Origin of the sequence: Citrobacter sedlakii NBRC 105722, from assembly GCF_000759835.1 — a bacterium.
In the GTDB taxonomy this organism is placed as follows: Bacteria; Pseudomonadota; Gammaproteobacteria; order Enterobacterales; family Enterobacteriaceae; genus Citrobacter_A; species Citrobacter_A sedlakii.
The window spans coordinates 124,945-138,501 of record NZ_BBNB01000010.1 but is presented as its reverse complement, the minus strand read 5'-3'; the positions used below and the strand labels follow the sequence as shown (position 1 = coordinate 138,501).

Below are 13,557 nucleotides of genomic sequence, written 5' to 3'. Positions count from 1 at the left end.
ATGCGCCGGATATTATCAGTACTGCTGGAAAACGAGTCCGGCGCGCTGTCGCGCGTTATTGGCCTCTTTGCCCAGCGCGGATACAACATTGAAAGCCTGACCGTTGCGCCAACGGACGATCCTACGCTTTCCCGCATGACCATCCAGACGGTAGGCGATGAAAAAGTGCTGGAGCAGATCGAAAAACAACTGCACAAGCTGGTCGATGTCCTGCGGGTGAGTGAACTGGGGCAGGGGGCGCACGTTGAACGGGAAATTATGTTGGTGAAGCTTCAGGCCAGCGGCTATGGCCGGGAGGAAGTGAAGCGCAACACGGAAATCTTCCGCGGACAGATTATTGACGTCACGCCAACCCTTTACACAGTGCAACTGGCAGGAACCAGCGATAAGCTGGACGCGTTTCTGGCGACGCTGCGCGAAGTGGCTAAAATTGTCGAGGTGGCCCGCTCCGGCGTCGTGGGGTTGTCGCGCGGCGATAAAATCATGCGCTAACGCTTGGGTGGAAGCGTGACGTTAACGCTTAACCGCTCTACCTTTATTCTTGATCCGCAAGCCCAACGGTTAAAGTTGGGCTTTTTTTTGCGAAATCAGCGGAAACCCGGAACAAAAGCGGTTGCCGCAGTCATTATTCTGCGCTTGAATGTTAATGAAACTAATCCATGCCGTTACAATGGTTATGGTTTGTACTTTTTATGCAAGGGGCAATTGTGAAACTGGATGAAATCGCTCGGCTGGCCGGTGTCTCGCGAACGACTGCAAGCTACGTGATAAACGGAAAAGCAAAGCAATACCGCGTGAGCGACAAGACTGTCGAAAAAGTCATGGCAGTGGTACGCGAGCATAATTACCACCCGAACGCCGTGGCTGCCGGGCTGCGCGCTGGACGCACGCGCTCAATCGGGCTGGTGATCCCCGATCTTGAGAACACAAGCTACACCCGCATTGCAAACTATCTTGAGCGCCAGGCGCGTCAGCGCGGCTATCAACTGCTGATTGCTTGTTCGGAAGATCAGCCGGACAATGAAATGCGCTGCATCGAACATCTCTTGCAGCGTCAGGTTGACGCGATCATCGTGTCCACCTCGCTGCCGCCGGAGCATCCGTTCTATCAACGCTGGGCGAATGACTCCTTCCCGATTGTGGCGTTGGATCGCGCGCTGGATCGTGAACATTTCACCAGTGTCGTCGGCGCCGACCAGGACGATGCGGAAATGCTGGCGCAAGAGTTGCGTAAATTCCCCGCTGAAACGGTACTTTATCTCGGCGCGTTGCCGGAGCTGTCCGTGAGTTTCCTGCGGGAGCAGGGTTTTCGCAGCGCCTGGAAAGACGATCCGCGTGAGGTTCACTTTCTGTACGCCAATAGCTACGAGCGCGAAGCGGCTGCGCAGCTGTTTGAAAAATGGCTGGAAACACACCCGATGCCGCAGGCGCTATTCACCACGTCCTTCGCTCTGCTGCAGGGCGTGATGGATGTGACGTTGCGTCGCGACGGCAAGCTGCCTTCCGATCTGGCCATTGCAACCTTTGGCGATAATGAGCTGCTGGATTTCCTGCAGTGCCCGGTACTGGCGGTAGCGCAGCGTCATCGCGACGTGGCGGAACGCGTGCTGGAGATCGTGCTGGCGAGTCTCGACGAACCGCGCAAACCGAAGCCTGGCTTAACGCGAATCAAACGTAACTTGTACCGTCGCGGCGTTCTCAGCCGCAACTGATAACCTTACCGCAGTCCAGGTGGCGTTCGCGTTAATCTGGTCTGCGGGAAATATGCCTTTCAGACAATACCCCCAGCAGAATTAAGATTATTCCTTAGTATTATCTCACCCGACGGCAAATAAACGATTTTTTAAACGCATGTGCGGGCCCGAAGGGTAATTACAGCGTTTACCGCGGCCCGTTTTGTATTTTTTTGTTACAGGTTTGTCGCGAATTGCCGAATTAACAGACACTTTCCTTTTCTTCTTTACGAAAGTCTCGGCTGGCTTGATGGCGCGCGGCGTTAACCGCGCTAAACAGGGACTGTATTCGCAGTGCAATATGTCCTAAAATGCCGCTCGCGTCGCAAACTGACACTTTATATTTTCTTTAGGAGAAGAGAAGTTCGTTTAAAAACGAGGAGGGGTATTTGGATTTTTTCTTACAAATATTCATGACGTTAATTTGCTTCGCTCGTTGGACAGAATTTAATCAACGCTGATATTAGCCGTAAACATTGGGTTTTTTACTCTGGTAAGCGTTGTGACTCGCTTGACAAGCTTTTCCTCCGCTCCGTAAACTCCTTTCAGTGGGAATTTGTGGGGCAAAGTGGTGATAAGGGGTTGAGCTGGCATGTTCCGGGGAGCAACGTTAGTCAATCTCGACAGTAAAGGGCGCTTAGCCGTGCCCACCCGTTACCGGGATCAACTGATCGAGAACGCTACCGGTCAAATGGTTTGCACCATTGACATCCATCACCCATGCCTGCTGCTTTACCCCCTGCCTGAATGGGAAATTATCGAGCAAAAATTATCGCGTCTGTCGAGCATGAACCCGGTAGAACGCCGCGTGCAGCGCCTGCTGTTGGGTCATGCCAGCGAATGTCAGATGGACAGCGCCGGTCGCCTGCTGATAGCGCCTGTTCTCCGGCAACATGCCGGTCTGACGAAAGAAGTGATGCTGGTTGGACAGTTCAACAAATTTGAACTGTGGGATGAAACGACCTGGTATCAACAGGTCAAGGAAGATATCGACGCAGAGCAGAGCGCTACCGGGACGTTGTCGGAACGCCTGCAGGACTTGTCTCTATAAGATGATGGAAAACTTTAAACACACCACGGTGCTGCTCGACGAGGCCGTCAATGGCCTGAACATTCGTCCTGATGGCATCTACATTGATGGGACATTTGGTCGCGGTGGCCACTCGCGCCTCATTCTCTCGCAGCTTGGCGAAGAAGGGCGCTTGCTGGCAATCGATCGCGATCCGCAGGCGATCGCCGTTGCGCAAACCATCAATGATCCGCGCTTCTCCATCATTCATGGACCTTTTTCGGCGCTGGCTGACTATGTCGGCGAGCGCGATCTTACCGGCAAGATCGACGGGATTCTTCTCGATCTTGGCGTCTCTTCACCGCAGCTCGACGATGCTGAACGTGGCTTTTCCTTTATGCGCGACGGCCCGCTGGACATGCGGATGGACCCGACGCGCGGCCAGTCCGCCGCCGAGTGGCTGCAAACCGCGGAAGAAGCGGATATTGCCTGGGTACTGAAAACCTTTGGCGAAGAGCGTTTTGCGAAGCGCATCGCCCGCGCCATCGTTGAACGTAACCGCGAGCAGCCGATGACCCGTACCAAAGAGCTGGCGGAGGTGGTCGCGGCGGCAACACCGGTGAAGGACAAATTCAAACATCCCGCGACCCGTACCTTCCAGGCGGTGCGCATCTGGGTAAACAGTGAACTGGAGGAGATAGAGCAGGCGCTAAAAAGCTCGCTCAGCGTGCTGGCCCCGGGTGGGCGGCTTTCTGTCATCAGCTTCCACTCGCTGGAAGATCGCATTGTGAAACGCTTTATGCGCGAGCAAAGCCGCGGTCCGAAAGTGCCCGCCGGGATCCCGATGACGGAAGCGCAGCTCAGTAAACTGGGCGGCCGTGAGTTAAGAGCGTTAGGCAAGTTGATGCCGGGTGAAAAAGAGGTCGCAGAAAATCCTCGTGCCCGTAGTTCAGTTCTGCGCATTGCAGAGAGGACGAACGCATGATCAGCAGAGTGACAGAAGCCCTTAGCAAAGTGAAAGGATCGATAGGAAGCAACGAGCGCCATGCCTTGCCTGGCGTGATCGGTGACGATCTTTTGCGATTCGGGAAGCTGCCACTCTGCCTGTTCATTTGCATCATTGTGACGGCGGTGACGGTGGTAACGACCGCTCACCATACGCGGTTACTGACCGCGCAGCGTGAACAACTGGTTCTGGAGCGTGATGCGCTGGATATTGAATGGCGCAACCTGATCCTTGAAGAAAACGCGCTCGGCGACCATAGCCGGGTGGAACGGATCGCAACGGAAAAGCTGCAAATGCAGCATGTTGATCCCTCACAAGAAAATATCGTAGTCCAAAAATAAGGAACAGCGCGACGCATGAAAGCAATGCAGGAAACACGCTACGCAAAAGCATTCATGATGCATCAAGGCAGCAAGCACATGAATCTCCAGGCGCTTACACACGTAAGCGACCAGGAGACGTGTGCGCAGCCAACGCAGAGGCAGCTTGAAGCATGACGCGTATAAAAGCGAAACGCCAGGAAGAACAAACCAACTTTATCAGTTGGCGTTTTGCGTTGCTTTGCGGCTGCATTTTATTGGCGCTGGGTTTTCTGCTGGGCCGCGTGGCCTGGTTGCAGATTATCGCCCCGGATATGCTGGTGCGTCAGGGCGACATGCGTTCGCTGCGCGTCCAGGAAGTCGCCACTTCCCGCGGTATGATCACTGACCGTTCCGGGCGTCCGCTGGCGGTCAGCGTGCCGGTGAAAGCGATTTGGGCGGACCCGAAAGAAGTGCACGACGCGGGTGGCGTCAGCGTCGGGGATCGCTGGAAAGCGCTCTCCACCGCGCTTAATATCCCGCTCGATCAGCTGGCTGCCCGCATTAACGCCAACCCGAAAGGGCGCTTTATCTATCTGGCGCGTCAGCTCAACCCGGATATGGCCGACTACATCAAAAAGCTGAAGCTACCGGGCATTCATTTGCGTGAAGAATCACGTCGCTACTACCCTTCCGGCGAAGTGACCGCTCACCTCATCGGGTTCACCAACGTTGACAGCCAGGGTATCGAAGGCGTCGAAAAAAGCTTCGACAAATGGCTGACCGGCCAGCCTGGCGAACGTGTGGTGCGTAAAGACCGCTATGGCCGCGTGATTGAGGATATCTCCTCCACCGACAGCCAGGCGGCGCACAACCTGGCGCTGAGTATTGATGAGCGCCTGCAGGCGCTGGTTTATCGCGAGCTGAACAACGCGGTGGCGTTTAACAAAGCGGAATCCGGCAGCGCGGTGTTGGTGGATGTGAACACCGGCGAAGTCCTGGCGATGGCGAACAGCCCGTCCTACAACCCGAACAACCTCAGCGGTACGCCGAAAGACGCGATGCGTAACCGGACCATTACCGACGTTTTCGAACCGGGTTCCACCGTCAAACCGATGGTGGTCATGACGGCGCTCCAGCGGGGTATCGTCAACGAGAACACGGTGCTCAACACCATTCCCTATCGAATTAACGGTCACGAAATCAAAGACGTGGCGCGCTACAGCGAATTGACCCTGACCGGGGTTCTACAGAAGTCGAGTAACGTCGGTGTTTCTAAGCTGGCGTTAGCGATGCCGTCCTCAGCGTTAGTAGACACTTACTCACGTTTTGGGCTGGGAAAAGCGACCAATTTGGGGTTGGTCGGAGAACGCAGTGGCTTATATCCTCAAAAACAACGGTGGTCTGACATAGAGAGGGCCACCTTCTCTTTCGGCTACGGGCTAATGGTAACGCCGTTACAGTTAGCGCGAGTCTACGCAACCATCGGCAGCTACGGGGTTTACCGTCCGCTGTCGATCACCAAAGTTGATCCCCCTGTTCCGGGAGAACGCATCTTCCCGGAATCCATCGTGCGCACCGTCGTACATATGATGGAAAGCGTGGCCCTGCCGGGCGGTGGCGGCGTGAAAGCGGCAATTAAAGGTTATCGCATCGCGATTAAAACCGGGACGGCGAAAAAAGTCGGACCGGATGGCCGCTACATCAACAAATACATTGCTTATACCGCGGGCGTTGCGCCTGCGAGTCAGCCGCGCTTTGCGCTGGTTGTTGTTATCAACGATCCGCAGGCGGGTAAATACTACGGCGGCGCCGTGTCCGCGCCGGTCTTTGGTGCCATCATGGGCGGCGTACTGCGCACCATGAACATCGAGCCGGATGCGCTGGCCACGGGCGAAAAAAGTGAATTCGTAATTAATCAAGGCGAGGGAACAGGTGGCAGATCGTAATTTGCGCGACCTTCTTGCTCCGTGGGTACCAGGTTTACCTGCGAGAGAACTGCGAGAGATGACACTCGACAGCCGCGTGGCTGCTTCGGGCGATCTCTTTGTGGCAGTGAAAGGTCATCAGGCGGACGGGCGTCGATATATCCCGCAGGCGATAGCGCAAGGTGTGGCTGCCATTATTGCAGAAGCGAAAGAAGAGGCGACCGACGGCGAAGTTCGTGAAATGCACGGCGTACCGGTCATCTATCTGAGCCAACTGAACGAACGTTTATCTGCACTGGCTGGTCGCTTTTATCACGAACCCTCTGAAAACATGCGTCTGGTTGGCGTGACCGGCACCAACGGTAAAACCACCACCACACAATTGCTGGCGCAGTGGAGCCAACTGTTGGGCGAAACCAGCGCGGTGATGGGCACCGTCGGCAATGGCCTGTTGGGGAAAGTGATCCCGACTGAAAATACCACCGGGTCGGCGGTAGATGTGCAGCATGTCCTGGCGGGACTGGTCGATGAAGGCGCCACCTTTGGCGCAATGGAAGTCTCTTCGCACGGTCTGGTGCAGCATCGCGTGGCGGCGCTGAAATTCGCCGCGAGCGTCTTTACCAATCTCAGCCGCGATCACCTGGACTATCACGGTGACATGGAACAGTACGAAGCGGCAAAATGGCTGCTTTTCTCCACGCATCATTATGGTCAGGCCATTATCAACGCGGATGACGAAGTGGGTCGCCGCTGGCTGGCAAATCTGCCGGACGCGGTTGCCGTCTCGATGGAAGACCACATCAACCCGAACTGCCATGGCCGTTGGCTGAAGGCAGTCGACGTGAACTATCACGATAGCGGCGCGACGATTCGCTTTGCTTCAAGCTGGGGTGAAGGCGAAATCGAAAGCCGTCTGATGGGCGCCTTTAATGTCAGTAATCTGCTGTTGGCGCTGGCGACGCTGCTGGCGCTGGGCTATCCGCTGAGCGAACTGCTGAAAACCGCCGCGCGTTTGCAGCCGGTTTGCGGTCGCATGGAAGTGTTCAGCGCGCCGGGTAAAACCACCGTGGTGGTTGACTACGCCCACACCCCGGATGCGCTGGAAAAAGCGTTACAGGCGGCGCGTCTGCACTGTACCGGTCAGCTCTGGTGCGTCTTTGGCTGTGGCGGCGATCGCGACAAAGGTAAGCGTCCGCTGATGGGGGCGATCGCGGAAGAGTTTGCCGATGTGGTTGTCGTTACCGACGACAATCCACGTACCGAAGAACCGCGCGCTATTATCGATGACATTCTGGCGGGAATGCTGGATGCCGGACACGCCCGGGTGATGGAAGGCCGCGCCGAGGCGGTCACGAACGCCATTATGCAGGCGAAAGAAAACGACGTGGTGCTGGTAGCGGGTAAAGGTCATGAAGATTACCAAATCATCGGCACGCAGCGTCTCGACTATTCTGACCGCGTAACCGCAGCGCGGCTGCTGGGGGTTATCGCATGATTAGCGTAACGCTCAGTCAACTTGCCGGCATCCTTAACGGCAAACTGAAAGGGGACGATCTGACCCTCGACGCCGTGACCACCGATACGCGCAAACTGACGCCGGGCTGCCTGTTTGTGGCGCTGAAAGGCGAACGCTTTGACGCCCATGATTTTGCCGCCCAGGCGAAAGAGGGCGGAGCGGGGGCGCTGCTGGTCAGCCGTCCGCTGGACTGTGACTTGCCGCAGCTTGTCGTTCAGGACACCCGTCTGGCGTTTGGCGAACTGGCCGCGTGGGTTCGCGCGCAGGTACCGGCTCGCGTAGTCGCGCTGACCGGTTCCTCCGGCAAAACCTCCGTCAAAGAGATGGCCGCCGCTATTCTGAGCCAGTGTGGCAAAACCTTATACACCGCAGGCAATCTTAATAATGATATCGGCGTACCGATGACGCTGCTGCGGTTAACCGAAGAATATGACTTTGCCGTTATTGAATTAGGCGCCAATCACCAGGGCGAAATTGCGTGGACCGTCAGCCTGACGCGACCAGAAGCGGCGCTGGTCAATAATCTGGCTGCCGCGCATCTTGAGGGCTTCGGCTCTCTGGCGGGCGTGGCGAAGGCGAAAGGCGAAATCTATACCGGTCTGCCGGAAAACGGCATTGCCATTATGAACGCTGATAACAACGACTGGCTGAACTGGCAAAGCGTGATTGGCGACCGTAAAGTCTGGCGCTTTTCCCCGAATGCCGCCAACAGCGATTTTACCGCGACCAACATCCATGTGACCTCGCACGGTACGGAGTTCACCCTCCAGACGCCGGTGGGGGGCATTGATGTGCTGTTGCCGCTGCCGGGGCGTCACAACATCGCCAATGCGCTGGCGGCAGCGTCGCTGGCGATGGCTGTCGGCGCGCCGCTGGAGGCGATCAAATCCGGCCTCGCGGATCTGAAAGCGGTGCCGGGACGTCTGTTCCCGGTTCAGTTGGCAGAAAACAAGCTGCTGCTGGATGATTCCTACAACGCTAACGTCGGATCAATGACCGCCGCCGTACAGGTCCTGGCCGAAATGCCGGGCTACCGCGTACTGGTGGTGGGCGATATGGCGGAGCTGGGCGCAGAAAGCGAAGCGTGCCATGTGCAGGTCGGCACTGCCGCGCGCGCGGCGGGGATCGACAGTGTACTGAGTACAGGAAAACTGAGCCATGCCATCAGCGAGGCCAGCGGCACAGGCGAGCATTTCGCGGACAAATCCGCGCTGATCGCCCGTCTGAAGGCGCTGATTGCAGAGCAGCAGATCATTACCATTTTAGTGAAGGGTTCACGTAGTGCCGCCATGGAAGAGGTAGTACGCGCATTACAGGAGAATGGAACATGTTAGTTTGGCTGGCCGAACATTTGGTCAAATATTATTCCGGCTTCAACGTCTTTTCCTATCTGACGTTTCGCGCCATCGTCAGCCTGCTGACCGCGCTGTTCATCTCCTTATGGATGGGCCCGCGCATGATTGCCCGTTTGCAAAAGCTCTCCTTCGGTCAGGTCGTGCGTAACGACGGTCCGGAATCTCACTTCAGCAAGCGTGGGACGCCGACGATGGGCGGTATTATGATCCTGACGGCGATTGTGATTTCCGTGCTGCTGTGGGCTTATCCGTCCAACCCGTACGTCTGGTGTGTACTGGTTGTGCTGATTGGCTACGGCATTATTGGTTTTGTTGACGACTACCGCAAAGTGGTGCGTAAAGACACCAAAGGGCTGATTGCCCGCTGGAAGTATTTCTGGATGTCGGTGATTGCGCTGGGTGTGGCATTCGCCCTGTATCTCGCCGGGAAAGATACGCCTGCCACCGAGCTGGTGGTGCCGTTCTTTAAAGACGTCATGCCGCAGTTGGGCCTGTTCTACGTCCTGCTGGCGTATTTCGTGATTGTGGGGACGGGGAATGCGGTGAACCTGACCGACGGTCTGGATGGCTTAGCCATTATGCCTACCGTCTTCGTCGCCGCGGGATTTGCCCTGGTGGCGTGGGCGACCGGTAACATGAATTTCGCCAACTATCTGCATATTCCGTATCTGCGTCATGCGGGGGAACTGGTGATCGTCTGTACGGCGATAGTCGGCGCGGGATTAGGTTTCCTGTGGTTCAATACTTACCCGGCGCAGGTCTTTATGGGCGATGTCGGTTCGCTGGCGCTGGGCGGCGCGCTGGGGATTATTGCTGTGCTGCTGCGTCAGGAGTTCCTGCTGGTGATTATGGGCGGCGTGTTTGTCGTGGAAACCCTGTCGGTTATCCTGCAGGTCGGCTCCTTTAAACTGCGCGGACAGCGTATTTTCCGCATGGCGCCGATTCATCACCATTATGAACTGAAAGGCTGGCCGGAACCGCGCGTGATTGTGCGCTTCTGGATTATTTCGCTGATGCTGGTGCTGATTGGCCTGGCAACGCTGAAGGTACGTTAATCATGGCTGATTACCAGGGCAAAAACGTCGTCATTATCGGTCTGGGGCTTACCGGACTCTCTTGCGTGGACTTTTTTCTTGCCCGCGGCGTGACTCCTCGCGTGATGGACACCCGGGCGACGCCGCCGGGGCTGGATAAACTACCCGAAGCGGTTGAGCGCCACATTGGCAGCCTGAATGAAGACTGGCTGCTGGCGGCGGATCTGATTGTCGCCAGCCCTGGTATTGCCCTGGCGCACCCGGCGCTGAGCGCCGCCGCCGACGCAGGCGTGGAAATTGTCGGCGATATTGAACTGTTCTGCCGTGAAGCGCAGGCGCCGATTGTGGCGATTACTGGCTCGAACGGCAAAAGTACGGTCACCACGCTGGTGGGCGAGATGGCGAAAGCGGCAGGCGTAAACGTCGGCGTCGGCGGCAATATCGGCCTGCCCGCGTTGATGCTGCTGGATGCCGAGCGCGAACTGTACGTTCTGGAATTGTCCAGTTTCCAACTGGAAACCACCTGCAGTCTGCAGGCGGTGGCGGCGACGATCCTCAACGTGACTGAAGATCATATGGATCGCTATCCGTTTGGTCTGCAGCAGTACCGCGCGGCGAAACTGCGCGTCTATGAGAACGCCAAAGTGTGCGTCGTCAATGCTGACGATGCGCTGACCATGCCGGTGCGCGGCGCCGATGCGCGTTGCGTCAGCTTCGGCGTAAACATGGGTGACTACCACCTTAACCGCCAGCAGGGCGAAACCTGGCTGCGGGTGAAAGGCGAAAAAGTGCTGAACGTGAAAGAGATGAAACTCAGCGGGCAGCACAATTATACCAATGCCCTGGCGGCGCTGGCGCTGGCGGACGCCGCAGGTTTACCGCGCGCCAGCAGCCTGAAAGCCCTGACCACCTTTACCGGCCTGGCGCATCGCTTCCAGCTGGCATTGGAGCACAACGGGGTGCGCTGGATCAACGATTCGAAAGCCACCAACGTGGGCAGTACCGAGGCGGCGCTGAACGGGCTGCACGTTGATGGCACACTGCATCTGCTGCTGGGCGGCGACGGCAAGTCGGCGGATTTTTCGTCGCTTGCGCGCTACCTCGACGGCGATCGCGTGCGGCTGTACTGCTTTGGTCGCGATGGGGCGCAGCTTGCCGCGCTGCGTCCGGAGATCGCCGAACAGACAGAAACCCTGGAAGAAGCAATGCGCCTGCTGGCGCCGCGCGTGAAGTCGGGTGATATGGTTCTGCTCTCTCCGGCCTGCGCCAGCCTCGACCAGTTTAAGAATTTTGAGCAACGGGGTGATGTCTTTACCCGTCTGGCGAAGGAGTTAGGTTGATGCGTTTATCTCTCCCTCGCCTGAGACTGCCGCGCCTGCCGGGATTTGGCATCCTGGGCTGGATCTTTGCGGCGCTGAAAGGCTGGGTGATGGGCTCGCGGGATAAAGACACCGACAGCCTGGTGATGTATGACCGTATGCTGCTGTGGCTGACTTTTGGCCTGGCGGCGATCGGTTTCGTGATGGTGACTTCGGCATCTATGCCGGTAGGCCAGCGTCTGGCGGGCGATCCGTTCCTGTTTGCCAAACGTGACGCGCTCTATATTTTACTGGCATTTTGTCTGGCGATGATCACGCTACGCCTGCCGATGGAGTTCTGGCAGCGCTACAGCACCACGATGCTGATCGCCTCGATCATCATGCTGTTGATCGTACTGGTGGTCGGCAGCTCGGTGAACGGGGCATCGCGCTGGATTGCGCTCGGGCCGCTGCGTATTCAGCCGGCGGAATTCACCAAGCTGTCGTTGTTCTGTTACCTGGCGAATTATCTGGTGCGCAAGGTTGACGAAGTGCGGAACAACCTGCGCGGCTTTTTAAAACCGATGGGCGTGATCCTCGTACTGGCGGTATTGCTGCTGGCGCAGCCTGACCTCGGCACCGTTGTGGTGCTGTTCGTCACCACGCTGGCGATGCTTTTTCTGGCCGGGGCGAAGCTGTGGCAGTTCATCGCCATCATCGGCATGGGGATTTCGGCGGTCGTGCTGCTGATCCTCGCAGAACCGTATCGTATTCGCCGCGTGACTTCGTTCTGGAACCCGTGGGAAGACCCATTCGGTAGCGGTTATCAGCTCACTCAGTCTCTGATGGCGTTTGGTCGCGGGGAAGTCTGGGGACAAGGGCTGGGTAACTCAGTACAGAAACTGGAGTATTTGCCGGAAGCGCATACCGACTTCATCTTCGCCATTATTGGGGAAGAACTGGGTTATATCGGTGTGGTACTGGCACTTTTAATGGTATTCTTCGTCGCTTTTCGCGCGATGTCGATTGGCCGTAAGGCGTTACAGATTGACCACCGCTTTTCCGGCTTTTTGGCTTGCTCTATCGGGATCTGGTTTAGTTTCCAGGCGCTGGTTAACGTGGGGGCCGCGGCGGGGATGCTGCCAACCAAAGGTCTGACGCTGCCGCTTATCAGCTACGGTGGCTCAAGTCTGTTGATTATGTCGACGGCAATCATGATGTTGCTGCGAATTGATTATGAAACACGTCTGGAAAAAGCCCAGGCGTTTACACGAGGTTTACGATGAGGGGTCAGGCGAAGCGGTTGATGGTGATGGCGGGCGGTACCGGCGGACATGTGTTCCCGGGGCTGGCGGTCGCGCACCATTTAATGGCTCAGGGCTGGGATGTTCGCTGGCTGGGCACCGCAGACCGTATGGAAGCGGATTTAGTTCCAAAGCACGGAATTGACATTGATTTCATCCGCATCTCCGGGCTGCGCGGGAAAGGCGTCAACGCGCTGCTGGCCGCGCCGCTGCGTATTTTCAATGCGTGGCGTCAGGCGCGCGCGATCATGAAGTCATTTAAGCCTGACGTCGTGCTGGGGATGGGCGGCTATGTTTCCGGCCCCGGCGGCCTTGCCGCGTGGTCATTGGGTATTCCGGTGGTGCTGCACGAACAAAACGGCATTGCCGGGCTAACCAATAAATGGCTGGCGAAAATTGCCACCAAGGTTATGCAGGCTTTCCCGGGCGCGTTCCCGAATGCGGAAGTGGTAGGGAACCCGGTTCGGACTGACGTGCTGGCGTTACCGCTGCCGCAGGATCGCCTTTCAGGGCGTGTTGGCCCGATTCGCATACTGGTGGTCGGTGGTTCCCAGGGGGCGCGCGTACTGAATCAAACGCTGCCGCAGGTTGCCGCGAAACTCGGTAATGCCGTGACCATCTGGCATCAAAGCGGAAAAGGTGGGCAGCAGACGGTCAAACAGGCTTACGCCAGCGCCGGGCAACCGCAGCATAAAGTGACTGAATTTATAGATGATATGGCCGCCGCTTACGCATGGGCCGATGTGGTGGTATGTCGTTCAGGCGCCCTGACGGTCAGTGAGATCGCCGCAGCCGGTTTACCTGCGCTGTTTGTGCCGTTCCAGCACAAAGACCGGCAGCAGTACTGGAATGCGCTACCGCTGGAAAAAGCGGGCGCCGCTAAAATCCTTGAGCAGCCGCAGTTTACCGTGGATGCCGTTGTGAACACCCTGTCCGGGTGGGATCGGGACGTATTACTGGAGATGGCGCAACGCGCGCGCGCGACGGCCATCCCGGATGCCACTGAACGGGTGGCGAAAGAAGTCAGCCTGGCAGCCCGGGCTTAACCCTCGCAGCGCGTGTTGCGCTGCACGAA

Annotated in this window: 12 protein-coding genes; all 12 read left to right on the top strand. The window is 57.2% G+C overall.

The genetic code is table 11. The features are described from left to right. Positions 1–492 carry an acetolactate synthase small subunit gene (gene ilvN, locus CSE01S_RS14965; protein ID WP_042290075.1) on the top strand — a complete coding sequence of 164 codons (492 nt, stop codon included), beginning with the start codon at positions 1–3 and terminating at the stop codon, positions 490–492. Positions 493–707: 215 nt separating this feature from the next. Further along, positions 708–1,712 (top strand): catabolite repressor/activator, encoded by a 1,005-nt coding sequence (gene cra / locus CSE01S_RS14960; RefSeq protein ID WP_042290334.1) that lies wholly within the window; start codon positions 708–710, stop codon positions 1,710–1,712. 613 nt (positions 1,713–2,325) lie between these two features. Continuing rightward, positions 2,326–2,784: a division/cell wall cluster transcriptional repressor MraZ gene (gene mraZ / locus CSE01S_RS14955; protein ID WP_042290072.1), complete on the top strand. Its 459-nt coding sequence runs from the start codon at positions 2,326–2,328 to the stop codon at positions 2,782–2,784. 1 nt (position 2,785) lies between these two features. Continuing rightward, complete coding sequence (gene rsmH / locus CSE01S_RS14950; RefSeq protein WP_042290070.1) at positions 2,786–3,727, top strand: 16S rRNA (cytosine(1402)-N(4))-methyltransferase RsmH; 942 nt, start codon at positions 2,786–2,788, stop codon at positions 3,725–3,727. Then, on the top strand, positions 3,724–4,089 hold the full coding sequence (gene ftsL / locus CSE01S_RS14945) for a cell division protein FtsL (RefSeq protein WP_012904474.1): 366 nt from the start codon (positions 3,724–3,726) through the stop codon (positions 4,087–4,089). The genes rsmH and ftsL overlap by 4 nt, the downstream gene beginning before the upstream one ends. A gap of 152 nt (positions 4,090–4,241) precedes the next feature. Continuing rightward, positions 4,242–5,996, top strand: coding sequence for a peptidoglycan glycosyltransferase FtsI (gene ftsI / locus CSE01S_RS14935; protein ID WP_042290065.1), 1,755 nt, complete (start codon positions 4,242–4,244; stop codon positions 5,994–5,996). Beyond that, positions 5,983–7,470 carry a UDP-N-acetylmuramoyl-L-alanyl-D-glutamate--2,6-diaminopimelate ligase gene (murE, locus tag CSE01S_RS14930; RefSeq protein WP_042290063.1) on the top strand — a complete coding sequence of 496 codons (1,488 nt, stop codon included), beginning with the start codon at positions 5,983–5,985 and terminating at the stop codon, positions 7,468–7,470. Before ftsI ends, murE begins: the two co-directional genes overlap by 14 nt. Next, positions 7,467–8,825 (top strand): UDP-N-acetylmuramoyl-tripeptide--D-alanyl-D-alanine ligase, encoded by a 1,359-nt coding sequence (murF, locus tag CSE01S_RS14925; protein ID WP_042290061.1) that lies wholly within the window; start codon positions 7,467–7,469, stop codon positions 8,823–8,825. The genes murE and murF overlap by 4 nt, the downstream gene beginning before the upstream one ends. Continuing rightward, entirely contained in the window at positions 8,819–9,901 is a 1,083-nt protein-coding gene (mraY, locus tag CSE01S_RS14920) for a phospho-N-acetylmuramoyl-pentapeptide-transferase (protein ID WP_012904478.1), read from the top strand. Before murF ends, mraY begins: the two co-directional genes overlap by 7 nt. A gap of 2 nt (positions 9,902–9,903) precedes the next feature. Next, positions 9,904–11,220, top strand: coding sequence for a UDP-N-acetylmuramoyl-L-alanine--D-glutamate ligase (gene murD / locus CSE01S_RS14915; RefSeq protein ID WP_042290059.1), 1,317 nt, complete (start codon positions 9,904–9,906; stop codon positions 11,218–11,220). Further along, on the top strand, positions 11,220–12,464 hold the full coding sequence (gene ftsW / locus CSE01S_RS14910; protein WP_042290057.1) for a cell division protein FtsW: 1,245 nt from the start codon (positions 11,220–11,222) through the stop codon (positions 12,462–12,464). Before murD ends, ftsW begins: the two co-directional genes overlap by 1 nt. Further along, complete coding sequence (gene murG / locus CSE01S_RS14905; RefSeq protein WP_042290054.1) at positions 12,461–13,528, top strand: undecaprenyldiphospho-muramoylpentapeptide beta-N-acetylglucosaminyltransferase; 1,068 nt, start codon at positions 12,461–12,463, stop codon at positions 13,526–13,528. The genes ftsW and murG overlap by 4 nt, the downstream gene beginning before the upstream one ends. Positions 13,529–13,557: the final 29 nt, after the last annotated feature.

Coding starts and splice junctions, on each gene's coding strand:
- ilvN (WP_042290075.1), top strand. CDS start 1: ATGCGCCGGATATTATCAGTACTGCTGGAAAACGAGTCCGGCGCGCTG.
- mraZ (WP_042290072.1), top strand. CDS start 2,326: ATGTTCCGGGGAGCAACGTTAGTCAATCTCGACAGTAAAGGGCGCTTA.
- rsmH (WP_042290070.1), top strand. CDS start 2,786: ATGATGGAAAACTTTAAACACACCACGGTGCTGCTCGACGAGGCCGTC.
- ftsL (WP_012904474.1), top strand. CDS start 3,724: ATGATCAGCAGAGTGACAGAAGCCCTTAGCAAAGTGAAAGGATCGATA.
- ftsI (WP_042290065.1), top strand. CDS start 4,242: ATGACGCGTATAAAAGCGAAACGCCAGGAAGAACAAACCAACTTTATC.
- murF (WP_042290061.1), top strand. CDS start 7,467: ATGATTAGCGTAACGCTCAGTCAACTTGCCGGCATCCTTAACGGCAAA.
- mraY (WP_012904478.1), top strand. CDS start 8,819: ATGTTAGTTTGGCTGGCCGAACATTTGGTCAAATATTATTCCGGCTTC.
- murD (WP_042290059.1), top strand. CDS start 9,904: ATGGCTGATTACCAGGGCAAAAACGTCGTCATTATCGGTCTGGGGCTT.
- ftsW (WP_042290057.1), top strand. CDS start 11,220: ATGCGTTTATCTCTCCCTCGCCTGAGACTGCCGCGCCTGCCGGGATTT.
- murG (WP_042290054.1), top strand. CDS start 12,461: ATGAGGGGTCAGGCGAAGCGGTTGATGGTGATGGCGGGCGGTACCGGC.